The following is a 21,620-nucleotide window of genomic DNA, read 5'->3' as shown; positions in this document are numbered from 1 at the left end:
TTAGTGTCAACCAAAATTTAGCGATGACTGAAAACAATCAAGATTTGGGTTCCGTGGATGTGTTCGGCGTGGGCAATGCCCTCGTAGACATCTTAGCATTAGTGGAAGATGATTTTGTCCTCAAACACGGACTGAATCGTGGGGGGATGACGCTGATGGATTCGGAAATCCAGGGGGGGATTTTGCACGATTTGGAGCATACTTCGCTGCAAATGCGATCGGGGGGTTCTGCCGCGAATACGATGATTGGTGTGGCTCAGAGCGGTGGTAAAGGCTATTATTCAGGGAAGGTTGCTAAGGATACTAATGGCGAATTTTATCGGCAAGATTTGCTGGAGGCGGGGATTGATTTTAACGTCCATCCTGCTGAGTCTAACGGACCTACTGGTACTTGTGTGGTGCTGACTACTCCTGATGCGGAACGCACTTTGTGTACTAATTTGGGGGTTTCTACTACTCTGGCGGCGACGGATATTGATGTCGATCGCCTATCTCATTGCAAGTATAGTTATGTTGAGGGCTATCTGTGGGATGCTCCCGATCCGCGAAAGGCTAGTATTGAAACGATGGAACAGTCTAAGCGCCTGGGCGTGAAGGTGGCTTTTACTTTTTCTGATGGCTTTTTGGTCGATCGATTTGCGGATGATTTTCACAAGGTGGTTTCGGAATATTGCGATGTCATCTTTTGCAATGCTGATGAAGTTCGCAGCTTTTTTAAGGAGGAATCTTTGGAGGAGTGTGCTCGGAAAATGAGCGAAATTTCGGACTTGGCTTTTATTACTAATGGGGATAAGGGCTGCGTTGTTGTGGAAAATAAACAGATTGTTGATGTGGCTGGATTTCCGGTAAAGGCGATCGATACTGTGGGTGCTGGCGATGCTTTTGCTGGCGGTGTTTTGTTTGGGATTACTAATGGTTTGAACTCTGTACAAGCCGCTCGTTGGGGCAATTTTTTAGCTTCTCTGGTGGTGCAGGTTTATGGGCCTCGTCTTGAGGGTTCTCAGGCTCATCTTTTGAGTCAGGTGATTTCTAATTAGGAATTGAAAAGGGCGATCGCACTTTTTGTCATCAAGGGCGATCGCCCTTTTTGAAATCGATCTATGGCACTGGCTTTTTGGCCCGTGCCACAATGGATGCAGATGAGAGAAGGGTGTGTTAAAATCAATCAAAGCTTAACTAATTATACCTCCTATGGTAACAACCACATTGACTCCTCCTCAACAAAGTAGCGAGGAAAAACTAATTACTTTGACAGGCATTAAATGGTCAACATTTAAAGCGATCATGTCCGATGTCGGCGATGGTAGAGCGTGGAGAATTGCTTATGCTGAAGGAGTTTTAGAAATCAGAATGCCATTACCTAAACATGAAAGACATAAAGTCATGCTAGAATTATTTATTGGAGCCTTAGCAGATGAGTTAGAAATAGAAGCTATGAGCCTGGGTGCGTTGACTTTAGAACGGGAAGATTTAACTCGTGCTATTGAACCGGATACTTGTTTTTACATTCAAAATGAATCTTTAGTTAGAGATAAAGATGAAATTAATTTACCCGCAGATCCGCCGCCGGATTTAGTGGTAGAATCAGACTACACCAGTTCTTCTTTGAATAAGTTCTCAATTTATGCCGCTCTGGGGGTTCCTGAAATCTGGAGATATCGCAATCAATCTCTTGTAGTGTATCAATTGGTTGAGGGAAGTTATCAGGAGAGGGAGAATAGTTTGGCTTTTGGGTTTTTGCCGATCGCAGAAATTCCGGGTTTGATAGAGCAAAGTAAAACCATCGGGCAAAGGGCGGCGGTACGTTTGTTTCGGGAAAAAGTTAGGGAATTTTTGGCGGAGTGAGGGAGCTTTGTATGGAAGAAGTTAAGATGGAATATAACTTGCCATGAATAAACAACCGCGCATCCCCGATCCAGAAACATCTAAACGGTTCAAGAAGTCAATTTAGAATTAGGAGAGATTAATGCGATGCTGGCAGAACAGCTTCGCCTGCAAAGATTGAATCGAGTCAGGCGATCGCTCGATAGCTCAACAGTAGAAGTATAAATTTGTTAGCAAAACCTGCCAAAATTTTAAGGAATGCGATCGCTTTTTTAACCAGAAATAGAGGTGGGTGATGAAGGGCGATCGCACTTTTTGCGATCAAGGGCGATCGCACTTTTTTGAACAGCAGATAAACGGAATGGATGCGGATAGATAAAAGCGCGATTTATCTGTATTATGACTTACTCATAGGGCAAGCGAAACCGGGTTTTTGCGAAAATACTTCGCCGAAGCCAACAGATTCAGTAAAAACCCGGTTTCTTTAGTCGTAGTGCGTATCGATCGCCCTATTATGAACTAGAGAGCGTGAAGCGAAGCTATCCCGAAGGGAATCGCCTGCGTTCTGCCAGTCGCTCATCGCTGTTAAGCTGTAGCAAATTGACAGTTGTGCGCCCTTCTGGAGTTAAGCCAATAATCCTGTCATCATCCAAGGTAAAGTGTTCGGGCCAGTTCTGCGTCCGGCGGTTAAACAGGAAACTAAAAGCGCTAGTCTGGGGATCGAAAGAACCGAGGTCTGTCCCTTTATATCGGTTGCGCCGCCAGCAAGCCAAGGCGAGATTATCTCCATCAGTTGTACCTCCGTGCTTTAGAGCAATTATGTGGTCAACTTCGTGAGGGAAGAAACTCAAAGAAATTCCCAGCAGACAATACTCGCAGCAGTAGGAAGCGCGTTCTTCAATATATCGGCGAAGGGTAGCAGAAATATAAGTCACAAATCAAGATTGGCGGGTGAGATCAGGTAGGTTGCCCATTTTGAGCATAATTACTAGATGTTCAATCCGCTCGTATTCATCTAGTTCTGCTTGTTCTGCGTTCGTGAGTTCACCAGCTTTGCTGCGTGTTACCAATATCCGCAGGCGTTCTTGCATTTCAGGAGTGGGACGGAAGGCTGCGATTTCTTCTGCTGTGGGCGCGCTAGCAAGAAAGTTTAAAATATAGCGGTAGGTGCGAGATGGCAATACTGGCTGTTCGACGCACAGGCGCAGGAGTTCTGGCAGTTCGCCCAAGAGTGCGAGTTGCTCACAGAGCTCGTCGGGAACTTCAATGGTGATGGTTGTCACTGTTATAAACCCTCAAAGTACAGAAGCTATTACTTATTTTAAGGCTTTAAGAGGAAGAGCGATCGTACTTTTTGTCGTAAAGGGCGATATTTTCGATCGCAGATGCACTCTGATGGATGTGGAAGGAGGTAAGGGCGATCGCACTTTTTGGAATTATTGGTGTAAGGGCGATCGCTCTTTTTTAACCAGAAATAGGAGTGGGTTGAGTGCGTGGCTTGAGTGATTTTGAGATGATCTCCCTTTTACTTTCAGCCTGCTTCTTCTGCCAATCTGCAAACATGGCATCCAAGTCGTAGTTGAAGGACTTGGCGTGTTCTTCACGAATTAGGTGGATTTTTTCCACGATCTCATCTTGCCACATGAATTAACCTCCTATTAGTTCGTAAGGCGTACACAATATCGGTAATTGGTATCCCAAATTAAGACTAATTTCTGCTTTATGGTGGAAAGTAGCGATAAATATCTTTCCGGTGGAGAACCCTCACAAAAGTAACAGTTTCGCCATCAAAATAAAAACCGATTCGATAGTCACCCACTCGCAACCGATAGGCATTGTCATCACCTTTTAATTTTTTTAAGTTAATAATTGTCTGTAAATCGGTAACGTTGGGAATTTCCTCAAAAACGATCGCTTTGACTTGCTCGAAGACAGGCGCACTTTTAAGAGCTTTTAAATCCTTTAAAAAACTCGGCAGATATTCAACTTTCATTCTTTTTCCAGTTCTGCTAGTGCTTCCTGCAAACTTAACGACTTTTCATCTTTTACTTCGCGCATAGCTTGGAGAAGTCCCCTATCTTCGATCGCCTCTAGGAGATATTGATAGTCGGTATAGTTGAGAATGACTTGACTGATGTTGCCTTCGGTATCGAATATTAATTCTTTGGCAAGTGGATAGTCTTCTATTTTCATAGCTTTTGTCAGTAAAGCTCGATCGGTTGATTTTTTGTCAATTATAACACATTATATTTTGTTTGTTGATGCGGATTTTAAGGGCGATCGCACTTTTTGTGGTAAGGGCGATCGCGCTTTTTGTCGTAAAGGGCGATCTTTTCGATCGCAGATGCACTCTGATGGATGTGGAGGAGGTAAGGGCGATCGCTCCCAAAGTGTGATAGACTGGAAAAAATATCTAGGGTAAAAAGATGGCATCACAAACAGCCGTTACTTTAGAAGAAGTTCTCAAATTGGTAAAGCAGCTAAATTTGGTGGACAAAGTGCGTTCGATCGAGCGCGTAGCTCCCAAAATCGAGCGGGAATTGGCACAAAAGCCTGTACGCCGCAAGTCTTTACGGGGTTTGTGGCGGGGAGTTGATATTAGTGATTCCGACATTGCGGAAGTTCGCCGTCAAATGTGGGGAGACTTCCCCAGTCAGGATATTTAATGTCTGATGCTGTACATCATAAAAAATCATGACAACCACAGTAAGCGTAGAACACATTGAAATGACACCGGGAATCCGAGGCGGGAAACCCCGGATTGCTGGGACGAGAATCGCCGTACAAGATGTGATGGTGATGCACCTAAAAATGGGTTATGCTCTTTTAGAAATTGCTACTAAATATGATTTGCTTGTAGCAGCAGTTTATGACGCTATGGCTTATTATTACGACCACCGCCAAGAAATTGACCGACAAATGGCAGAAGATGATGCTTTTGTAGATGAATTTATGCGTCAAAAACCAGGGAGGTTGCAAGCAAAAATCAAGGAACTAAAACGTGAGTCGGAAAATTAGATTTCATTTAGATGAGCATATCGATCGAGACATTGCTAGGGCTTTACGTCTTTATGGTATTGATGTGACGACAACGGTAGAAGCAGGATTAAGAACTAAGACGGACGAGCAGCAGTGGTTATTTGTTCGACAACAGCAGCGAGTGCTTGTCACTCAGGATCGAGACTTTCTAGTTATGGCTGGTATGAGTAACGATTATCCTGGTATAATTTATTTTAAACAAGGCAGTCGTTCGATCGGACAAGTAATAGAAATGTTGATTTTAATCTATGAAATCTACACGCCTGAAGAGATGGTTGGAATGGTAGAGTATTTGTGAGGGCGAAGGGCGATCGAACTTTTTGGAATTATTGGTGTAAGGGCGATCGCACTTATCTCGTCGCGGGCTTGTATCCCTGTAGGATGAGTCATAATAGACAAAGCTGCAACTCTTGTAGCCCGATTAACCAGCAACTATTGGAGTGTTTGATTTATGCTAATTGAGAAGATCGTTCAAGAACTACAAGACATTCCCGAAGATAAACTCGCAGCAATCTATGACTTGATTCACTACTTTCGCCTCGGATTAGGACGAGAACAGCCACAGCCCCGCACCCCTAGTTTACTGACGGGAAAACTCGGTGATGCTTTTTTTGAACCGCTACCATTCGAGGAACTGGAACAATGGGAATAAGCTACCTCAGATCGCGCTTACTTGACAAAAAAAATTAGCTTAGCTAAGATAAAGTTTAGTTGAAATTATCTATAGCATATGCACATAATCAGCTACCGACGGATGCGTGAATATAGCGAAAGTCATGCTGATTGTCGGGAAGCCCTGGATAACTGGTTTAAAATTTCTAGCAAAGCTAAATGGTCAAATTTAGTTGAAGTGCAATCTGTTTTCCCTAAAGCTGAAGCCGTGGGAGGTTTTACGGTTTTCAATATCAAAGGTAACAACTACCGATTGATAGTTAGTATCGATTATGAAAGCCAGTTAATTTATATCAAATACATTTTTACTCATGCTGAATATGATAAGGAAAAATGGAAAAATGACCCTTATTTTTAATCCAGATAAATACAAAGAGTTATTGTCTCAGTATCAGCCTAAAATAATTAGAAATGAAGCTGAGAATGAAAAAGCTTTGGTAATGGTGGAAGAGTTGATGCACCGTCGCGATCGCACTCCTGAAGAAGATGAGTTATATGAATTGTTGATTGCATTGATTGAAAAATTTGAGCAAGAATACTACGCACCGGGAGCAACGGCTACCCCTCATTCACTGTTGTTGTTTTTGATGGAACAGCGATCGCTAAAACCTGCGGATTTAGTGGGAATTATTGGCTCTGAAGAAGGAGTATATCAACTGGTTAACGGTGAGGGATATTTCAGCAAAGAGCAGGCGTTGATTCTGGGTAGTTTGTTTCATGTAGAGCCGAGTTTATTTACTAATTAGCTGATGGATGTAGTGGGGATTAAGGGCGATCGCACTTTTTGTCGTAAGGGCGATCGCATTTTTTTGAACCACAGACGAGCGCTGGTTTTTGTCAATTTTGCAAAATGTATTGACTGATAATATTTTTGAGTTCTTGAGGAGCTTCTTTGGCAATCGCCGCTCCTAAATCTGGACGCACAACCCACCACCAAACCAGTTGTTCTAAACGATCGGGAGGATTTTCATTGGGACACCATTCGATCGTACTTTCATTGACACCAATAATGTTAGCACAAAGGTCATTAGCAATGCTAACGCGATCGTCTAGTTTTTCAAACTGTACGATGTCTTGCCAGCTAATTTCATTGGGAATAGAATTGAGGATTGATTGGATATCTAGAGTCAGCATTAAACTGTTCCTCCGAAAGCTATAATAACTCTAATGCCAAAGTCTTGTTGTTCTGCAAAAGATTGAGTGCTCAGCCATCCTCTCACGGTTAGAGCGATCGTACCAAATATGTAGGGGCAATCCTCCCTCGTTTCCACAGCCAGGGCGGGCACGGGGGCACCGCCCCTACGCATCGGATGGGGCGGGCACGGGGGCACCGCCCCTACGCATCGGATGGGGCGGGCACGGGGGCACCGCCCCTACAATCGGATGGGGCGGGCACGGGGGCACCGCCCCTACGCATCGGATGGGGCGGGCACGGGGGCACCGCCCCTACGTTGGGTTGGGCGGGCACGGGGGCACCGCCCCTACGTTGGGTTGGGCGGGCACGGGGGCACCGCCCCTACGTTGGGTTGGGCGGGCACGGGGGCACCGCCCCTACGTTGGGTTGGGCGGGCACGGGGGCACCGCCCCTACGTTGGGTTGGGCGGGCACGGGGGCACCGCCCCTACGTTGGGTTGGGCGAGCACGGGGGCACCGCCCCTACGCATCGGATGGGGCGGGCACGGGGGCACCGCCCCTACGTTGGGTTGGGCGGGCACGGGGGCACCGCCCCTACGTTGGGTTGGGCGGGCACGGGGGCACCGCCCCTACGTTGGGTTGGGCGGGCACGGGGGCACCGCCCCTACGTTGGATTGGGCGGGCACGGGGGCACCGCCCCTACGTTGGGTTGGGCGGGCACGGGGGCACCGCCCCTACGTTGGATTGGGCGGGCACGGGGGCACCGCCCCTACGTTGGGTTGGGCGGGCACGGGGGCACCGCCCCTACGTTGGATTGGGCGGGCACGGGGGCACCGCCCCTACGTTGGGTTGGGCGAGCACGGGGGCACCGCCCCTACGCATCGGATGGGGCGGGCACGGGGGCACCGCCCCTACGCATCGGATGGGGCGGGCACGGGGGCACCGCCCCTACGCATCGGATGGGGCGGGCACGGGGGCACCGCCCCTACGCATCGGATGGGGCGGGCACGGGGGCACCGCCCCTACGGTACAATCGAATAGACATCACAATCGAATTATCATGAAGTACGATGCTGCTAAACATCATCGGCGTTCTATTCGCCTCAAGGGATATGATTATTCTCAAGCGGGAGCTTATTTTGTCACTATCTGTATTAAAGATGGTTTACATACATTAGGAGAAATCCGCAATAACCAAATATATTTGAGCGAACCAGGGCTGATGGTGCAAACTATTTGGGATGAATTGCCGTTGAATTATCCAGGTGTAGAAGTCGATGCTTTTGTGGTAATGCCAGATCATTTTCACGGAATTATTGTTTTGATGCCAGACAATATTTCTGGCGCTATTCCTAAGAAACCCATGACATTACCAGATGTGGTTCAGCGCTTCAAATCACTGACAACTGCTAAATACCGACATGGTGTTGCCAACTTAGGTTGGACACCATTTCCCAAAAAATTTTGGCAGCGTAACTATCACGAACATATTATCCGGGATGAGGAATCTTGCGAAAAAATTCGTGAATATATCCTCAACAATCCAATCGCTTGGGAAGACGAACCTTTGCATTTAGAAAAATACCATCCCCAACCCGATATGTAGGGGCGGTGCCCCCGTGCCCGCCCGCCCCCGTGCCCGCCCGCCCCCGTGCCCGCCCGCCCCCGTGCCCAACCCGATATGTAGGGGCGGTGCCCCCGTGCCCGCCCTGGCCTAGGGCAACCACGGGGGGATTGCCCCTACATCCGCTCTTGTTGTGGCAAACATGGGCAACCACGGGGGGATTGCCCCTACATCCGCTCTTGTTGTGGCAAACATGGGCAACCACGGGGGGATTGCCCCTACATCCGCTCTTGTTGTGGCAAACATGGGCAACCACGGGGGGATTGCCCCTACATCCGCTCTTGTTGTGGCAAACATGGGCAACCACGGGGGGATTGCCCCTACAAATACTAAGGCTTTAGTGGGTTACTGACATCCCCGAATATTCCTTCTAATTCCTGACCATTCATTAGCTAAACTAGATTGAGAACTAGAAATTTTCCGACCCAACATTTGAGGATTTCTTTCATAGAAAATCAGGTCGGCTTTATAGTCACATATTTTTACTTTGTCGTTGGTGTTTGAAGGTGTACCGTAGTTAGATATTTCAGCTAGTTGTTGAATAGACTTCAAACCGCGATAGGTGCGACCATTAATTACCCATGTAGGATAGCCCTGAATTCCAGCTTTCTCGCACTGCGGATTCAATGCACCATTTCCACCGTTGGGGTAGCATTCAATATGTGGAACTTGGCTGAAAGCATCTCCAAAAACTTGGATTTGTCTTTGACACATAGGACACCAAAAAGCGCCGTACATTTTAGCACCTGTTTGTTTGAGATGATAGGCTAGGGATGCAGCGGTCTGTGCAGCGGCTGGTTTGACTAGGCTGGTACATTCTATGCCAATTGCACCGATTAAGGCTAGTGCTCCTAATATTTTGAATTTTAGTTTAATCATGATTCAAGGTCTATGAGAGGGTTGGGATTTAAGGAAGGTGGTTGTGGGGATGTGTGGGTGTTGGGGATTGTTTTAGAGGGCGATCGCTCTTTTTGTCGTAAAGGGCGATCGCCTGTGGAACTAAACCGATTATAATTGCTAAAATAAAGCTAAACAGCACTTTATCTATAATCAGATTATGACTGTTATTGAACAGATTTATGCGATCGTCAAAAATCTTCCCCAAAATCAAGCTAGCGAAATTCTCACTTTCGCTGAGTTTATTCGTGCCAAGTACCTGAATGCGAACGAATCCACCGATACAGTAGATTCTTTAACTCCTTGGCAGGAACTGGTTTATTCCCTCGCTGGAACTTGGGCAGAAGACTTTCCTACTCTGGAAGAGATTCGTGCTGAGTCGGGGAAAGACATCTTGCGGGAGAGCTTCTAGATGTATATTTTGGATACAAACACATTAATCTACTACTTTAAAGGACAAGGACAAGTTGCCCAAAATTTTGCCAATGTATCTCCTCAAGAAATTGGAATTTCCACGATCGTCCTGTTTGAATTGCAAGTGGGTATTGCTAAATCTACTTCGCCTGCAAAGCGTACCGAACAACTTCATCAACTGTTGAGCCGAGTTAATCTTATTCCTTTCGATCGCGATTCTGCTGTTGCTGCTGCCACAATCCGCGCCCAATTGGAGCAACAAGGTACTCCGATCGGTCCGATGGATGTTTTGATTGCAGGGACAGCCTTAGCTTTGCAGGCAACTCTTGTTACTCACAATGTCAAGGAGTTTTCGAGAGTTTTTGGACTTGCGATCGCCGACTGGTATTGAATGTGTGGCATCAAGTGCGGCTTGTCTTTGGTCAATGGTTTGAGACAGTAAATTTAGCATAACAGAAGGGCGATCGCGCTTTTGGTCGTAAGGGCGATCGCACTTCTTAATAGTGCTGTAACGGAACTATGGGGTAACTTGCCTACAGCGTCATCCTATCTGAGTAATTGGGTCGTTCAGGGGTATAGTAAATAAGGCATTTTTCACAATGTCTGGCTGCGTGTTGATGACGACACCAAAGATGTTTGTATAGACACCAAAAATTTCATTCGTTTCTGTGTATTGGATAATAGTGTCTGCAATGCCATCTTGATTCACCTCAGTAGGGGTGAAAGTGAGAATATCTATCGGTACGCCTCCATTGATGCCAATTAGATCGCCTTCACTCGCATTGAAGTCAAGTAACCAATCAGCAGTAGCAGGATTGGTTTCCTCTATACCTGTATCTGTTCTCAAGATAAAAACATCTGTCCCGCTGCCACCAGTTAGCCGATCAGTTCCCTTTTCACCGATTAAAATATCGTCTCCGTCATTGCCAAAAATTTCATCATTGCCTTGTCCACCCCGCACTAAATCATTACCAGGGCCTCCTGAGATGAAATCATCACCTTCATTGCCGTTGAGAATGTCGTTGCCATCGTCACCTAAAATGCGATCGCTTCCTTTTCCGCCTCGCAGGTAATCATTGCCAACAGCACCCTCGATAGTATCAGCACCTCTGGCTGCGAATACTACATCAGTTACAGGCGATCCTAAGATTTTCTCATTGTTATCAGAACCTCGCACACCTCCCGGATTTTCAGCCATTATTGCTTGAGTAATCTGAAATGTAGTTCCCGTATCTGTTGGGGGATTGACTTGGCTGGCACTTCTTATTGTTCTTGAATCTTTTGGCAAGAGGTAAACTAGACCTCTCAAAAAAGCATTTTTTGTATCAGCAATTGTGTTGTTATAAACATTCCAAGTCTCTCCAAACTTATTTCCAAGTTCCTTTGCTCCCTCTCGTATACCAGTAAAATCTCCTATACGAGTAAAAATAGTCACCGGGACAATTTTACCGAGTAAAGTAGCGGTAGCAGTGGTATCTTCTGGTGAGTCAAATTGACCTACAGTGCTTTTACCACCATCTGAAGTAAAACCAAACAGATCGAGGGTATATTCAACACCAGCAACTTTAATCCTATCTTTGGATAAACCCGCACCTGAAAAAAGAAGCCTGTCACCATCCAGAACTGCATCGCCTGTCGAGTTTACTGTAACTTGGTTTTTGACTACAAACTTAAAGGTTTGCGTGTTGCTTTCTGGTTGGGTAACTGACAGAGTAATATTAAGAGGAATATCTCCTTTCGGTTCAGAACCTGCATCATTTTCTCCATTTTGGTACGTTAATTTACCAATGGTAAAGTTACTGTCTGTTCCTGTACTAAAATTAGTACCGTCAAACTGTACAAAGCTTGCAAATTCAGGTGTTCCTAAACTGAACTTATTCCCACCATCTCCAAATTTACCATTCGTAAAACCAGTTAAATCTTGCCTATTGGTAACTACATCTATTCTACCAGTTTCCTGAGAATATAACCTCTGTAAATCAAGCTTGGTTCCATCCTGCTGAGGAAAATTCTTTCTTTTTATTAATTCTGTGTATAGTTCATTCGCGTAGCCATGATTTTCATCGGCTCTAAATTTACCGGGCTGGAATAGAGAATTCCAGTTGACAAAGATATCAAAGTCTCCTATTGCATCATCATGTCCTAAAGTCTTGCTTGTATGAAGAACTACTACTCTCTTAGCATCATCTGGATCTAAGCGATCGCTGGGTGGTACTGGCTCCAGAACAGGGAGCCGTGTAAAAGCACCTCGCGATATCACTGGTGTAAACTTCCCTGTGTCTCTAGTTTCAAAATTAGGCCCTGCTGGGTCTAAACCAGTGATGCGATTTAGTTCCTTGGCTGTGAGTTCTTTATATTTAGCGCCGGCAAAACCTGATACATGAGCGCCTAAACTGTGACCCATAAGCTCTATTTTGTTTGAGTCAAGATTCCGTACTTTCAGATACTGAGCAAGTTGATCTCCCACTTCTCTTGTGTTAATGGCTGCTTGATTATAAGTATTAGGTAAAGGAATCGTAGGTCGGTTTGGAAGTAGTGGAATGCCTGCTTGTGGTATAGCACCATCCTCCCAGTCTACTAGAATAATATTAGCATTAGGATCTTTTTCTCGAAGAGCCTTAGCCCTTTCTGACATCCAGTCTTGAGGTTCAAATTGATTATTCAGATTACCACCTGTGTCAATATTACCACCCTGGTTCAGATATCCATGAATGATTACATAGGTATTTTCATCAGGATTTGTTCCATATGGCTCCTCGATATCAAGGAGCCCAACTGGATTAGCAAACCTTAATGCGGAACTATCTGCTCCCAGCGTGCTAGGAGTAGATTCAATTATTCTCTCCTTACCCCATACATTGAAATTCACATTAACCATAATCCCATCTCCTCAAAAATATAGTTGCGTCAAAACCAGCAAAGCCCGCCTAGCAAGCTTTCCTAAATACTTATCAGGACGTTCATCTGCTTTTTATGCCGATCGCCCTGTTTTTGTAACAAAACTTTACATTAGTCCCAACAGCAGATAAGCTGTATGCCCGATCGCCCGCCAGATTTACCGTCAAACGTAGCTGACAACCAGACACATCACTTCACAATACTCCAGAATCCTGAACCTGCATAGGGCAAAACGGCTCACCATTTGGCTCAGCAAAAAAGGCTCATTTAGCTCATTTGGCTCATTTGGCTCACTTCTCGGCTCACCAAATCGTGTAACATTCTTTACTAAGGCAGAGTTTCCGTAGAGGACTACTAATGGCAGGATTGCTCAGAGCATCTGAAGAAGGGCTAAAAATCATTGACATGGTAAGACGCAATCTCGGATGGAATAAAAGTGAGGATACCTGGTGCAAAGTCGCTCTAACTTCAAAAGCCACTTTAAGGAGATTTTGGGCGCAAAACCGAATTCGACGCGAAACATTTATCGATATTTGCAAAGCTGTAGGAATCAATAACTGGGAAGATATTATTGAGCGCAATGATATCAAGCAAACAGAATTACTTTTAGCTGCCGCGATCGCAGATATCCCCCTAGACAACCAAACCGATCGCACTTTCCCCCTCCCAGAAAACTTACCCCCCGTCAGGAATTGGGTACAGCGCACAAAAGAAATCGACACCTTAAAAACCCTAATCACTCCTCCCCCCCTTACCAACGAATCGCCCACTCTTGCTCCCCCCCTTACCAAGGGGGGGCTGGGGGGGGTTCCCATCGCCATCTCAATTGTCGGATTACCCGGAATCGGAAAAACCACCCTCATCAGCCAACTAATTCGCCAACTCCACACCGAAAATACCCCCTTCACCAGCGCCGCTTGGCAATCATTGCAATCCGCAACAGGCAAAGCACCCCCCTGCGATCGCACAATTGACTCCCTGCTATTCACCCTCTCCAACGGCGACATTACCACAGCCGTCAACCCTCAAAATGACTACTTCAAAAAAACCGAAAATCTGATAAAAATCCTCAGAGAAAAACCTTGCTTAATTGTATTCGATCGCGCCGACACACTTTTGAAAGCAGGAGAAGCCAAAGCCGCCGGTTATTTCGCCGAAGATTGTGCAGAATATGCTTGGTTATTCAAACAACTATTAGAAACAGAACATCAAAGCAAAATTATATTTACCAGTCGCGAAAGCTTAGCCGAATTGCCGCCAACTGTCACCCGCGAAATCCAGCTCAACGGATTGGATCGAGATGCGGCAATTTCCCTATTGCAATCTTTTGATCTGACTGCAAATGCAGAGGAATTAGCGGAAATGGGCGATCGCTATTCAGGACATCCCAAAGCATTACAACTCGTAGCAGCCTTGATTCGAGATGATACCGAGTTTCAAGGAAATGTCGGGAATTTTTTACACCAGAGAGACTGGTTGCTGATTCGAGATATTGAGAGATTAATTGATGAAATGATAGCGCGTCTGGGCGACGGCGAACAAACTTGTCTCAGCCGAATTTCTGTCTATCAAACCTCAGAATATCCCCTATCTTTTGCCGGAATTAGCGCGCAAATGCCAGAAGTTAGCAAATATGAACTCAAAGAAAACATTATTCAGGCACTCAAGCGCCGGCAATTGCTATATTACGATCGCCACCTCAAATCCTATCAGTTGCATCCCCTAGTTCGAGAAAAGGGTGAGTATCTGCTAAGTCAAAATCCTGACAATCTGCGTACCGCCCACAGCCAAGCCTATAATTATTATATCAGTATTCCCCTCAAACCAAAATCGGAATGGCAAGATATCGAGGACATTAAGCCATTAGTCAGAGCGCACTATCACGCGCGTCAGGCGGGAAATTTAGATGCAGCAAATGCAATTATTTCTGAAGTTTGTGAGCATTTGCGGCAGTGGAATTGTGCAGAGTTGGTATGTGGAAATTTAGAGTTGCAATTGTTAACGGAAGCACGGAAATAATATCAACTCCGGTTGTATAGGAATGATTTAACCGCGAAGGCGCGAAGGACGCGAAGGAAGAGAAGGAAGAGAAGAGAGGATTTTATATAATTGGGAATTGGGAATAGGGCATTGGTGACAAATTAAGACTGAAACCCACAATAAATGTCGCTTTTATGCGAAGTCTAGATCCCCCTAAATCCCCCTTAAGAAGGGGGACGAAAGAGAAATACTCTTGTCCCCCCCTTATTAAGGTAAGAAGAGGGGGACGAAAGAGAAATACTCTTGTCCCCCCCTTCTTAAGGGGGGTTAGGGGGGATCTAAACTTCGATACAAACAAAAAAGACTGTCGGCTTGACATTATAATGTTAAAATGATCGAGAGCGATCGCACTCCAACGCTAAAATAAATACCAAGCCTCTTAACCCCTACCCAAGAGTCATGACAGCAGTTCAAGAACTACCCCCTTCCCAAGACATCCCACAAAATGTTATCTTTCCCCCAGGTGACTTATATAGTGACGAACCTCCTGTGGAAACCGAACTTCATCTCCGACAAATAATCCTATTGCTGCAATGCTTAGAATGGCTGTGGCAAGATAGAAATGACTTCTATGCTGTTGGCAATCTTACCATCTACTACAGTCCCCGCCAGCTTAAATCTGAATTGTGTCGAGGACCAGACTTTTTTGTAGTTTTGGGAACAGAACGAAAAGCTCGTAAAAGTTGGGCTGTTTGGGAAGAAGATGGCAAATATCCTAATGTAATTGTCGAAATTCTGTCGCCAACAACAGCGGCAATTGATAAAGGTTTCAAGAAACTACTTTATCAAAATACGTTTCGCACCCATGATTATTTCTGGTTCAATCCGTATACTTTAGAATTGGCTGGGTTTCATTTAGTCGATGGTGAATACCAACCGCTGGAACCAAAGTCCCAAGGACATTTATTCAGTCAACAACTAGATTTATATCTGGGAATACATGACCAAAAATTGCGTTTGTTCACAACAGCAGGAGAACTGATTCCCAGCCCGGAAGAGGTGGCTCAAACAGAGACTCAACGTGCCGAACAACAGACACAACGTGCCGATCGCCTAGCGGCAAAACTGCGAGAATTAAATATTGACCCTGATACAATTTAGCAATTTTTCTTGATAGAGTAGCGAGGTTGATATGAGTCAAATAAATCCCGATCGCATTACTGGAACAATTGCGATCGAAGTCTTGCCCCAATCAAACGGGCCCCATAGCCCGTTTATCTAGTCCGCGCAGGCGGACATTGTTTGTGTAGACGCGGTTTCAACCGCCGGGTTTTCTTGGTTTCAACAACATATTTTCAACCATCGACTTTATCAACTTCAACTACTCGAATAAATCCCTCTTTCTTCCAGTTGCTGCATAAAAAACTCTTCCAAACTAGGCTTAGCCAAATTCATGCCAATCAACTGCCCTCCCGTAGCACTCAGACTAGACATAAACTGCTTCGTATCGCCCTGCAAATGACCGTACCACACATCATTATCAACTTCCAGATCCGGTATCCATTTTTTCAGAATATTCAAATGGCCTCCCCTACCTTCAACCCGGTAAGTTTTAGTATTACCCAATAGTTCATCGATCGCCCCAATACAGATTAACTCACCTCTGGCCAAAATTCCCACGCGATCGCAAATCTTCTCCACATCTGAAAGTATATGAGAATTAAAGAAAATCGTTTTTCCTTGACTTTTGAGCGATAAAATGATCTCCCGCATCTGATAGCGTCCCATCGGATCTAAACCCGACATCGGCTCATCTAAAAATACCACCTCTGGATTATTAATCAAAGCTTGAGCCATGCCAATTCGTTGCAGCATACCCTTAGAATACTGCCGCAATTGCTTTTTGATTGCCGCCGATTGAGCTAGCCCAACTAAGTCTAGCAAATGCGGAATTCGCTGTCGCTGAATCGACGGCGGAATTTGAAACAAACCCGCTGCAAATTGCATAAATTCCCAGCCCGTGAGATAATCATAAAAATAGGGATTTTCTGGCAAATAGCCAACTCGTTGCTTCACAGCGCGATCGCCCAAAGGCCTCCCCAACAACAGCCCCCTACCAGAAGTAGGCCGCACTATACCCAGCAAAGTTTTCAGCAGGGTAGTTTTCCCCGCCCCATTTTGTCCTAACAGCCCGAAAGTTTCGCCCTCAGAGATAGTCAGAGTACAATTTTTCAGCGATTCAATTTTTTGGTTCATCCAGAAGCCGGTACGGTAGAACTTCCCCAGATTAAATGTTTCCACCACAGGGGCTGCGACGGGCATCTCGATGGGATTTGGCGCATCTATAAGAGGTTCCATTTTCGTCATATAAATAAGTAGCACCTGATTATATTATATTGCATAATTCCTGTAATAATTCCTCTTTTTAATGTTAAGCTAATAGTAGCTTTACGTAATTATTACTGAATATGGAACGTTCAAAAATTATTGCTATTATCACCGGAGTGTTTTCTATAGTATTAGCACTGGGCTATTTGCTGCTCGTCACTCTCCTGGACTTCCGAGGCGAAATGGTTCCCGCACCCCAAAGTCAGTTGCCAGTATCAGTGGAAATTCAGCAATTAGCGACTGCTAACCCTACTTGGCTAGGGTAGTCATTGGTTATGGGTTATTTTTTATTGGTTATTTGTTATTGGTTATTTGTTATTGGTTATTTGTTATTTGTGAAGACGGAGCCATTAGGAAAGCGCATCAAGAGCATTGGCAGTTGTTATAATTGGCAATGGGAATTGGAACCACTGACTAGAAACAACAAAATCAATAACCACTAATAACAAATAACCAATAACCCTTCGACTACGCTCAGGGCACCGCAAATAACTAACAACTAATATAAATGAATTGCTTTAATCATGTGATAAGCAATCAAAAGTTGAGTCAAAGCTAACGGGTAACTTTGCAAAACTTCGCCAGTTGTACCCACAAGTTTACCAATTTCAGAATTGCCTTCGGTCGAGCAAAAGCCTCGTAAATGTGGCATTTCATTACACAAAATCTTTTCCAGTTCGTGTACCTGTTCGCTAGTAGCGTGGGAGTCTATTTCCAAGACATCAACGGGTTTGCCCATATCCCGATCGAGCTCTAAGCGAATGGCGGGTTTAAAATTATCACTACCTTGGCTTAAAATCTCAGTGAAATCTGGGTGAGGAATGGTCGGTCTCAGCACTAAACGGACGCTCAAATTTACTTCATTGTCCTCTTCTGGTAAGTAAAAAGTAACGACAACATCAGCAAACTTGCGTTGGGGACGAATAAAGTCTTCGGAATCATTTTCCCGCTTTTTCATTTCCGCGAGTACCTGTTCTTCAGTATAGCCACGCTTCATAATATCGCGCTTAACTTTCCACTGAGTTCGCAGTTCTTCTGGGGGAGCAAGATACACTTTTACATCATAGGAATCGCGGATTGCACGAGTTGAATAACCCAGCAAACCTTCCACTATCACAAATTTGCTGGGCTTGATGTATTCCGGGGGGTCAAATGTACCTGTGCTGTGATTATAAATGGGTTTGAGAATAGCTTGACCGGTACGTAACAGACTTAGGTGCTGTTGCATGATGTCGAGGTAATTGCAGTCAGGATGCAATGCTGTGAGCCCTATTTGTGCCCGCTGCGTCCTGTCGTAGCGGTGATAGTCATCCGTACAAATAATGGTGACATTTTCTGGTCCCAATACTTGTGCAATTCCCTTGGTCAGGGTGGTTTTGCCTGCTGCGCTGTCTCCGACAATACCCAGAATGATTGGTCGATCGCTCATGTTTTTCCCCCGCCAAACAATACTAATTTTTGTTGTAAACTTTAAATCTTATCAAAATTGTGTTCGATGCGATCGCCTAAGAAAGGAAGAAGCAAGAAGCAAGAAGCAAGAAGCAAGAAGCAAGAAGCAAGAAGCAAGAAGCAAGAAGCAAGAAGCAAGAAGCAAGAAGCAAGAAGCAAGAAGCAAGAAGCAAGAAGCAAGAAGCAAGAAGCAAGAAGCAAGAAGTCACCCCCCCAGCCCCCCCAAGGGGGGAAATTTAGGAAGAAGGAAGAAGACCCTTCGACTTCGCTCAGGGAAAAAACTTCCTGTGCCCCATGCCCCATGCCCTTCCCCCATCCCCCCAAGGGGGGGGTGGGGGGGTCAGGGGGGGTTCCCCATGCCCCATTAGTGTCAACTTAAGCCTGAGACCCTTGAGAAATCTGGGTTTTACGCCAAGTCTAGATCCCCCTAAATCCCCACCCCCCCTTGGGGGGAAGGGGGACGAAAGAGAAGACTCCTGTCCCCCCCTTCTTAAGGGGGGCTAGGGGGGATCTGGCCTTAATAGTCAAACAGCAGTCTCTGACTGGGTTTAACGTTAAGTTGACACCAATGCCCATGCCCCATACCCAACTACCAATGCCCAATTACCACTCATCCTTTTGTTTGTTACTGTAAGTTTCCCAATCTTCATATTCCTGCGAATGATGCAAGGGTTCCGGTTCTATTTTTGATTCTAATTCTGGTACTATTTCTAATTCTGATTCCTCAGACTTTTGATAAATATTCAAAGGTTCGACGACGCGGGCGATCGCATCTTTAACAAAAGCCTTCACAAACTCATCTTTCCGATTTAATTGAAACTGCCTTTGCACTACTTCCGCAATCCCACCGTCACCCCAATCTTGGTCATGTCGAAAATATTCAATAAAACTTTTACCCGCAATTCTAGTTAAATAAGCCGCACTAACTGCTTGAATAGCCTTGCCAAGTACAAACCCAGCTACACTTAACTGAAGTGCCCTTGACACTATTTGAATTACACCTTCAACTATCCCCAAACTAGCTAAGGTTTTTGCCAGAGAAAATGCCAATTCTTTAGCACGCTCGATATTTAATTCACAACCATAAATCTTGCTAATTTCTACTACCATTTGAGCGTTAACTGCTGCTGTTGCTAGTAAATCTACCACTGGCAAAGGCGTTACTGCAATGACTCCGGCCCCAATCCACTGAAATCGCTCCACTACCTTATCAGCTTGCCTGCGCCTTTGAGCATCAATTAACTTGCGAGCTTGGTCTCCCAAGTGCTGAGATTGCAACAAAATATTATCAGCAATTAAATCTTCTCCTTCCGCTCGCAAAATCGCAGCAACGCGCCGAATTAATGGCATAATATCCGGGTCGGGCTGAAAAATTGTGCCGTTTTCCAGCCTGACTGGTTGAGGATTAGCGCTAATTTCTACCACATCCATTGCCGCTACCAAACCCTTAACTCGTTCCCGGAGTCGAGAGAGAATTTCATCTCTGTCGCTGTCGAGATAAAGGTCTATTTTATTAAAAACTACGATCGACCTTTTGCCAATTTCCGCCAAATTACGCAGCGGTTCATATTCAGATTTTCGCAAATCGCCATCCAATACAAATAAGATCAAATCAGCCCTCGCCGCCAACTGTCTTGCTAACTCCTCCCTGTAGGTGCCCGCTACTCCCGCTTCTAAGATGCCTGGGGTATCAGTAATTGCTAATTCTCGATCGATCCCTTTCAATTTGAGAGTGTAAGTTGCTTCAACTTCCGTAGTTCCCATCGGCGCGCCTACCTGTCCCGCCATCCTTCCCACCAGGGCATTCACGGCAGAAGTTTTGCCCGCAGAACCAGTACCGAACACGACTATCCGAATGCTACCACGAGCCATACTAGCTTCTATTTCTCGCGCTTTTAACAGCAAAGCTTGCCGTGCTACTTCATCTTGAATGCGATCGACTTGTTGCCGAATCGCTTTCAAATTTTCTGTAGCAGCTTCACTTTTTATCACCGGAACCTTGGGCTTAATCACCCGTTTTCCCTTAGTTTTTTGAGGAATTTTTAGCAGATTCAAGTAATAAACAATCGCAAATATTAGCGTACCCAAAAGTACCACGATCGCCAAAATCAGCAAATTAGCCAGCAGGGGAGACGCAGACCACGCAACTTGAGTATAAAGTCCAGTTAAGGAACTGACCAGCCCAATAACCAGCCCCAGGGTGAGGCAGATAGTCGCGATTAATGTTAACAGACGTGGCAAAGACATGAGGGAGAGCGACCAATAAAAAGCTTGATGCTTTGATTTTTACATTTTATTTTCTATAGTTGAGTAATCATAGTAAGGAGCCAAAATTATGGGACTATTTGACCAAATTTTAAGTGCGATCGACAATCCCAACCAACAAGCAAGTCCCAATCAGTTGGGCGGTATTCTGAATGCAGTAGAACAGTTGAGCGGCAACCAGGGCGTCGATGCGGGCACAACTCAGTTAGCGATGTCGGTTTTAGGCGGCTACGTGCGATCGGCTTTACAAGACGTGCGATCGCAATCTGGAGATGCACAAGCACAGCAAGTTGTCAACCAATTTAGCGGCACAAATCCCAATCCGCAAGCAGTACAGAGTTTATTCGGAAACAACCAGTTAACCCAAATAGTTCAGGATATCGCTCAAAGAACCGGCTTGAATAACGCCACAGTCCAAGCGATGATACCGGTTTTAGTACCCCTAGTGCTCAACTTGCTGCAAACCGGCAGCAACACCCAGAATCCTGCCCCTGGGGGAAATTCAGTTTTGAATGCGTTTTTAGATGCAGATGGAGACGGCGATGTAGATATTACAGACACAATTTCCATGGCTAGTCGCTTCTTAACTCAGCGCAGTTAATTTGCCAATAGGGAATGGGGCATAGGTGTCAACTTAAGCCTGAAAGCCTTGAGAAATCTGGTTTTTACCTGAGTCTAGATCCCCCTAAATCCCCACCCCCCCCTAGCCCCCCCACCCCCCCCTGCCCCCCCCAAGGGGGGATGGGGGAAGGGGGACTTTGATCGGACTCCTGTCCCCCCCTTCTTAAGGGGGGTTAGGGGGGATCTGGCCTTAATCGTCAAACAGTAGTCTGTGACAGGGTTTGGCCTTAAGTTGACACCAATGGGAATGCGGGAATGGGAAATTGGGAATTCGGCATTGTGAATTGGGCATTGTGAAGTCGAAGGACTTTCTTCCCTATTCCCTATTCCCTATTCCCTATTCCCTATTCCCTATTCCCTATTCCCTATTCCCTATTCCCTATTCCCTATTCCCTATTCCCTATTCCCTATTCCC

30 protein-coding genes are annotated in these 21,620 nt (G+C 45.4%); 17 read left to right on the top strand and 13 right to left on the bottom strand.

What is annotated here, in order from left to right:
* Positions 1-23 precede the first annotated feature (23 nt).
* Positions 24-1,037 carry an adenosine kinase gene (locus P2A85_RS22480; RefSeq protein ID WP_377475597.1) on the top strand — a complete coding sequence of 338 codons (1,014 nt, stop codon included), beginning with the start codon at positions 24-26 and terminating at the stop codon, positions 1,035-1,037.
* Here the strand turns inward: P2A85_RS22480 and P2A85_RS22475 are convergent.
* Entirely contained in the window at positions 1,034-1,165 is a 132-nt protein-coding gene (locus P2A85_RS22475) for a hypothetical protein (protein WP_371116019.1), read from the bottom strand. The genes P2A85_RS22480 and P2A85_RS22475 overlap by 4 nt on opposite strands.
* 26 nt (positions 1,166-1,191) lie before the next feature.
* Here P2A85_RS22475 and P2A85_RS22470 point away from each other — a divergent pair, with 26 nt between their 5' ends.
* Complete coding sequence (locus P2A85_RS22470; protein ID WP_377475596.1) at positions 1,192-1,845, top strand: Uma2 family endonuclease; 654 nt, start codon at positions 1,192-1,194, stop codon at positions 1,843-1,845.
* Positions 1,846-2,011: 166 nt separating this feature from the next.
* Here P2A85_RS22470 and P2A85_RS22465 read toward each other — a convergent pair whose 3' ends face one another.
* The 3 genes from P2A85_RS22465 to P2A85_RS22455 form a co-directional block, all read right to left on the bottom strand.
* Positions 2,012-2,161: a hypothetical protein gene (locus tag P2A85_RS22465; protein WP_377475595.1), complete on the bottom strand. Its 150-nt coding sequence runs from the start codon at positions 2,159-2,161 to the stop codon at positions 2,012-2,014.
* A gap of 202 nt (positions 2,162-2,363) precedes the next feature.
* Positions 2,364-2,759 carry an HNH endonuclease gene (locus P2A85_RS22460; protein WP_377475594.1) on the bottom strand — a complete coding sequence of 132 codons (396 nt, stop codon included), beginning with the start codon at positions 2,757-2,759 and terminating at the stop codon, positions 2,364-2,366.
* Positions 2,760-2,762: 3 nt separating this feature from the next.
* Positions 2,763-3,107 carry a hypothetical protein gene (locus P2A85_RS22455; RefSeq protein ID WP_377475593.1) on the bottom strand — a complete coding sequence of 115 codons (345 nt, stop codon included), beginning with the start codon at positions 3,105-3,107 and terminating at the stop codon, positions 2,763-2,765.
* Here P2A85_RS22455 and P2A85_RS22450 point away from each other — a divergent pair.
* Positions 3,097-3,330, top strand: a complete 234-nt coding sequence (locus tag P2A85_RS22450) for a hypothetical protein (protein WP_377475591.1) — start codon at positions 3,097-3,099, stop codon at positions 3,328-3,330. The two genes, P2A85_RS22455 and P2A85_RS22450, sit on opposite strands and share 11 nt — an antisense overlap.
* Before the next feature lie 214 nt (positions 3,331-3,544).
* Here P2A85_RS22450 and P2A85_RS22445 read toward each other — a convergent pair whose 3' ends face one another.
* Both P2A85_RS22445 and P2A85_RS22440 read right to left on the bottom strand, forming a co-directional pair.
* Complete coding sequence (locus P2A85_RS22445; protein WP_377475589.1) at positions 3,545-3,817, bottom strand: type II toxin-antitoxin system RelE/ParE family toxin; 273 nt, start codon at positions 3,815-3,817, stop codon at positions 3,545-3,547.
* A complete protein-coding gene (locus P2A85_RS22440; RefSeq protein WP_377475587.1) occupies positions 3,814-4,017 on the bottom strand; it encodes a hypothetical protein in 204 nt (67 codons plus the stop codon). Before P2A85_RS22440 ends, P2A85_RS22445 begins: the two co-directional genes overlap by 4 nt.
* Before the next feature lie 34 nt (positions 4,018-4,051).
* On the opposite strand from P2A85_RS22440, the gene P2A85_RS22435 reads away from it, so the two are divergent.
* The 7 genes from P2A85_RS22435 (at position 4,052) to P2A85_RS22405 (ending at position 6,281) form a co-directional block, all read left to right on the top strand.
* Positions 4,052-4,246, top strand: coding sequence for a hypothetical protein (locus tag P2A85_RS22435; RefSeq protein WP_377475585.1), 195 nt, complete (start codon positions 4,052-4,054; stop codon positions 4,244-4,246).
* A gap of 4 nt (positions 4,247-4,250) precedes the next feature.
* Positions 4,251-4,490 (top strand): hypothetical protein, encoded by a 240-nt coding sequence (locus P2A85_RS22430; RefSeq protein WP_377475584.1) that lies wholly within the window; start codon positions 4,251-4,253, stop codon positions 4,488-4,490.
* 28 nt (positions 4,491-4,518) lie between these two features.
* Positions 4,519-4,842 carry a DUF433 domain-containing protein gene (locus P2A85_RS22425; protein ID WP_377475583.1) on the top strand — a complete coding sequence of 108 codons (324 nt, stop codon included), beginning with the start codon at positions 4,519-4,521 and terminating at the stop codon, positions 4,840-4,842.
* On the top strand, positions 4,826-5,161 hold the full coding sequence (locus tag P2A85_RS22420) for a DUF5615 family PIN-like protein (RefSeq protein ID WP_377475582.1): 336 nt from the start codon (positions 4,826-4,828) through the stop codon (positions 5,159-5,161). Before P2A85_RS22425 ends, P2A85_RS22420 begins: the two co-directional genes overlap by 17 nt.
* Positions 5,162-5,314: 153 nt before the next feature.
* Complete coding sequence (locus tag P2A85_RS22415) at positions 5,315-5,515, top strand: hypothetical protein (RefSeq protein ID WP_377475581.1); 201 nt, start codon at positions 5,315-5,317, stop codon at positions 5,513-5,515.
* Between the two features lie 78 nt (positions 5,516-5,593).
* On the top strand, positions 5,594-5,893 hold the full coding sequence (locus P2A85_RS22410) for a type II toxin-antitoxin system HigB family toxin (protein WP_333365540.1): 300 nt from the start codon (positions 5,594-5,596) through the stop codon (positions 5,891-5,893).
* Entirely contained in the window at positions 5,877-6,281 is a 405-nt protein-coding gene (locus P2A85_RS22405) for a type II toxin-antitoxin system HigA family antitoxin (RefSeq protein WP_293271219.1), read from the top strand. The genes P2A85_RS22410 and P2A85_RS22405 overlap by 17 nt, the downstream gene beginning before the upstream one ends.
* 91 nt (positions 6,282-6,372) lie before the next feature.
* Here the strand turns inward: P2A85_RS22405 and P2A85_RS22400 are convergent, their stop codons facing one another.
* Positions 6,373-6,669 (bottom strand): hypothetical protein, encoded by a 297-nt coding sequence (locus tag P2A85_RS22400; RefSeq protein ID WP_377475580.1) that lies wholly within the window; start codon positions 6,667-6,669, stop codon positions 6,373-6,375.
* Between the two features lie 1,060 nt (positions 6,670-7,729).
* Between P2A85_RS22400 and P2A85_RS22395 the strand changes: the two genes are divergently transcribed.
* Positions 7,730-8,275 (top strand): transposase, encoded by a 546-nt coding sequence (locus P2A85_RS22395; RefSeq protein ID WP_340526324.1) that lies wholly within the window; start codon positions 7,730-7,732, stop codon positions 8,273-8,275.
* Positions 8,276-8,638: 363 nt separating this feature from the next.
* Here the strand turns inward: P2A85_RS22395 and P2A85_RS22390 are convergent, their stop codons facing one another.
* Complete coding sequence (locus tag P2A85_RS22390) at positions 8,639-9,172, bottom strand: hypothetical protein (protein WP_377475579.1); 534 nt, start codon at positions 9,170-9,172, stop codon at positions 8,639-8,641.
* A 28-nt stretch (positions 9,173-9,200) separates the two neighbouring features.
* Positions 9,201-9,332 carry a hypothetical protein gene (locus P2A85_RS22385; RefSeq protein ID WP_377475578.1) on the bottom strand — a complete coding sequence of 44 codons (132 nt, stop codon included), beginning with the start codon at positions 9,330-9,332 and terminating at the stop codon, positions 9,201-9,203.
* An 18-nt stretch (positions 9,333-9,350) separates the two neighbouring features.
* Here P2A85_RS22385 and P2A85_RS22380 point away from each other — a divergent pair, with 18 nt between their 5' ends.
* Both P2A85_RS22380 and P2A85_RS22375 read left to right on the top strand, forming a co-directional pair.
* A complete protein-coding gene (locus tag P2A85_RS22380; protein WP_377475577.1) occupies positions 9,351-9,602 on the top strand; it encodes a DUF2281 domain-containing protein in 252 nt (83 codons plus the stop codon).
* Positions 9,603-9,995: a type II toxin-antitoxin system VapC family toxin gene (locus P2A85_RS22375; protein ID WP_377475576.1), complete on the top strand. Its 393-nt coding sequence runs from the start codon at positions 9,603-9,605 to the stop codon at positions 9,993-9,995.
* A 150-nt stretch (positions 9,996-10,145) separates the two neighbouring features.
* Here the strand turns inward: P2A85_RS22375 and P2A85_RS22370 are convergent, their stop codons facing one another.
* A complete protein-coding gene (locus tag P2A85_RS22370) occupies positions 10,146-12,482 on the bottom strand; it encodes a choice-of-anchor K domain-containing protein (RefSeq protein ID WP_377475575.1) in 2,337 nt (778 codons plus the stop codon).
* 377 nt (positions 12,483-12,859) lie between these two features.
* On the opposite strand from P2A85_RS22370, the gene P2A85_RS22365 reads away from it, so the two are divergent.
* Both P2A85_RS22365 and P2A85_RS22360 read left to right on the top strand, forming a co-directional pair.
* The gene (locus P2A85_RS22365) at positions 12,860-14,521 is read left to right on the top strand and encodes an NB-ARC domain-containing protein (RefSeq protein ID WP_377475574.1); all 1,662 of its coding nucleotides are present in this window, start codon (positions 12,860-12,862) and stop codon (positions 14,519-14,521) included.
* Positions 14,522-14,941: 420 nt separating this feature from the next.
* Complete coding sequence (locus P2A85_RS22360; RefSeq protein WP_377475573.1) at positions 14,942-15,643, top strand: Uma2 family endonuclease; 702 nt, start codon at positions 14,942-14,944, stop codon at positions 15,641-15,643.
* Positions 15,644-15,859: 216 nt separating this feature from the next.
* Here the strand turns inward: P2A85_RS22360 and P2A85_RS22355 are convergent, their stop codons facing one another.
* The gene (locus P2A85_RS22355; RefSeq protein WP_377475572.1) at positions 15,860-16,840 is read right to left on the bottom strand and encodes an ABC transporter ATP-binding protein; all 981 of its coding nucleotides are present in this window, start codon (positions 16,838-16,840) and stop codon (positions 15,860-15,862) included.
* 110 nt (positions 16,841-16,950) lie between these two features.
* On the opposite strand from P2A85_RS22355, the gene P2A85_RS22350 reads away from it, so the two are divergent.
* Complete coding sequence (locus P2A85_RS22350) at positions 16,951-17,136, top strand: hypothetical protein (RefSeq protein WP_340525833.1); 186 nt, start codon at positions 16,951-16,953, stop codon at positions 17,134-17,136.
* A gap of 233 nt (positions 17,137-17,369) precedes the next feature.
* On the opposite strand, the gene P2A85_RS22345 is transcribed toward P2A85_RS22350, so the two are convergent.
* Both P2A85_RS22345 and P2A85_RS22340 read right to left on the bottom strand, forming a co-directional pair.
* Positions 17,370-18,299: a phosphoribulokinase gene (locus P2A85_RS22345; protein WP_377475571.1), complete on the bottom strand. Its 930-nt coding sequence runs from the start codon at positions 18,297-18,299 to the stop codon at positions 17,370-17,372.
* A gap of 623 nt (positions 18,300-18,922) precedes the next feature.
* Positions 18,923-20,566: a YcjF family protein gene (locus P2A85_RS22340; protein ID WP_377475570.1), complete on the bottom strand. Its 1,644-nt coding sequence runs from the start codon at positions 20,564-20,566 to the stop codon at positions 18,923-18,925.
* An 88-nt stretch (positions 20,567-20,654) separates the two neighbouring features.
* Between P2A85_RS22340 and P2A85_RS22335 the strand changes: the two genes are divergently transcribed.
* Entirely contained in the window at positions 20,655-21,185 is a 531-nt protein-coding gene (locus tag P2A85_RS22335; RefSeq protein WP_377475569.1) for a DUF937 domain-containing protein, read from the top strand.
* Positions 21,186-21,620: the final 435 nt, after the last annotated feature.

The organism is Microcoleus anatoxicus (assembly GCF_042465725.1).
Taxonomy (GTDB): domain Bacteria; phylum Cyanobacteriota; class Cyanobacteriia; order Cyanobacteriales; family Microcoleaceae; genus Microcoleus; species Microcoleus anatoxicus.
Note: the sequence above shows the minus strand (reverse complement) of the source record. Positions and strands in the feature narration are given on the sequence as shown.

Bases quoted from the DNA above. Each gene is read 5' to 3' on its own strand.
- P2A85_RS22360 (WP_377475573.1), top strand. From the start codon at position 14,942: ATGACAGCAGTTCAAGAACTACCCCCTTCCCAAGACATCCCACAAAAT.
- P2A85_RS22355 (WP_377475572.1), bottom strand. From the start codon at position 16,840: ATGGAACCTCTTATAGATGCGCCAAATCCCATCGAGATGCCCGTCGCA.
- P2A85_RS22440 (WP_377475587.1), bottom strand. From the start codon at position 4,017: ATGAAAATAGAAGACTATCCACTTGCCAAAGAATTAATATTCGATACC.
- P2A85_RS22370 (WP_377475575.1), bottom strand. From the start codon at position 12,482: ATGGTTAATGTGAATTTCAATGTATGGGGTAAGGAGAGAATAATTGAA.
- P2A85_RS22380 (WP_377475577.1), top strand. From the start codon at position 9,351: ATGACTGTTATTGAACAGATTTATGCGATCGTCAAAAATCTTCCCCAA.
- P2A85_RS22345 (WP_377475571.1), bottom strand. From the start codon at position 18,299: ATGAGCGATCGACCAATCATTCTGGGTATTGTCGGAGACAGCGCAGCA.
- P2A85_RS22425 (WP_377475583.1), top strand. From the start codon at position 4,519: ATGACAACCACAGTAAGCGTAGAACACATTGAAATGACACCGGGAATC.
- P2A85_RS22450 (WP_377475591.1), top strand. From the start codon at position 3,097: ATGGTTGTCACTGTTATAAACCCTCAAAGTACAGAAGCTATTACTTAT.
- P2A85_RS22410 (WP_333365540.1), top strand. From the start codon at position 5,594: ATGCACATAATCAGCTACCGACGGATGCGTGAATATAGCGAAAGTCAT.
- P2A85_RS22480 (WP_377475597.1), top strand. From the start codon at position 24: ATGACTGAAAACAATCAAGATTTGGGTTCCGTGGATGTGTTCGGCGTG.
- P2A85_RS22335 (WP_377475569.1), top strand. From the start codon at position 20,655: ATGGGACTATTTGACCAAATTTTAAGTGCGATCGACAATCCCAACCAA.
- P2A85_RS22340 (WP_377475570.1), bottom strand. From the start codon at position 20,566: ATGTCTTTGCCACGTCTGTTAACATTAATCGCGACTATCTGCCTCACC.
- P2A85_RS22445 (WP_377475589.1), bottom strand. From the start codon at position 3,817: ATGAAAGTTGAATATCTGCCGAGTTTTTTAAAGGATTTAAAAGCTCTT.
- P2A85_RS22430 (WP_377475584.1), top strand. From the start codon at position 4,251: ATGGCATCACAAACAGCCGTTACTTTAGAAGAAGTTCTCAAATTGGTA.
- P2A85_RS22400 (WP_377475580.1), bottom strand. From the start codon at position 6,669: ATGCTGACTCTAGATATCCAATCAATCCTCAATTCTATTCCCAATGAA.
- P2A85_RS22390 (WP_377475579.1), bottom strand. From the start codon at position 9,172: ATGATTAAACTAAAATTCAAAATATTAGGAGCACTAGCCTTAATCGGT.
- P2A85_RS22365 (WP_377475574.1), top strand. From the start codon at position 12,860: ATGGCAGGATTGCTCAGAGCATCTGAAGAAGGGCTAAAAATCATTGAC.
- P2A85_RS22395 (WP_340526324.1), top strand. From the start codon at position 7,730: ATGAAGTACGATGCTGCTAAACATCATCGGCGTTCTATTCGCCTCAAG.
- P2A85_RS22405 (WP_293271219.1), top strand. From the start codon at position 5,877: ATGACCCTTATTTTTAATCCAGATAAATACAAAGAGTTATTGTCTCAG.
- P2A85_RS22350 (WP_340525833.1), top strand. From the start codon at position 16,951: ATGGAACGTTCAAAAATTATTGCTATTATCACCGGAGTGTTTTCTATA.
- P2A85_RS22470 (WP_377475596.1), top strand. From the start codon at position 1,192: ATGGTAACAACCACATTGACTCCTCCTCAACAAAGTAGCGAGGAAAAA.
- P2A85_RS22375 (WP_377475576.1), top strand. From the start codon at position 9,603: ATGTATATTTTGGATACAAACACATTAATCTACTACTTTAAAGGACAA.
- P2A85_RS22415 (WP_377475581.1), top strand. From the start codon at position 5,315: ATGCTAATTGAGAAGATCGTTCAAGAACTACAAGACATTCCCGAAGAT.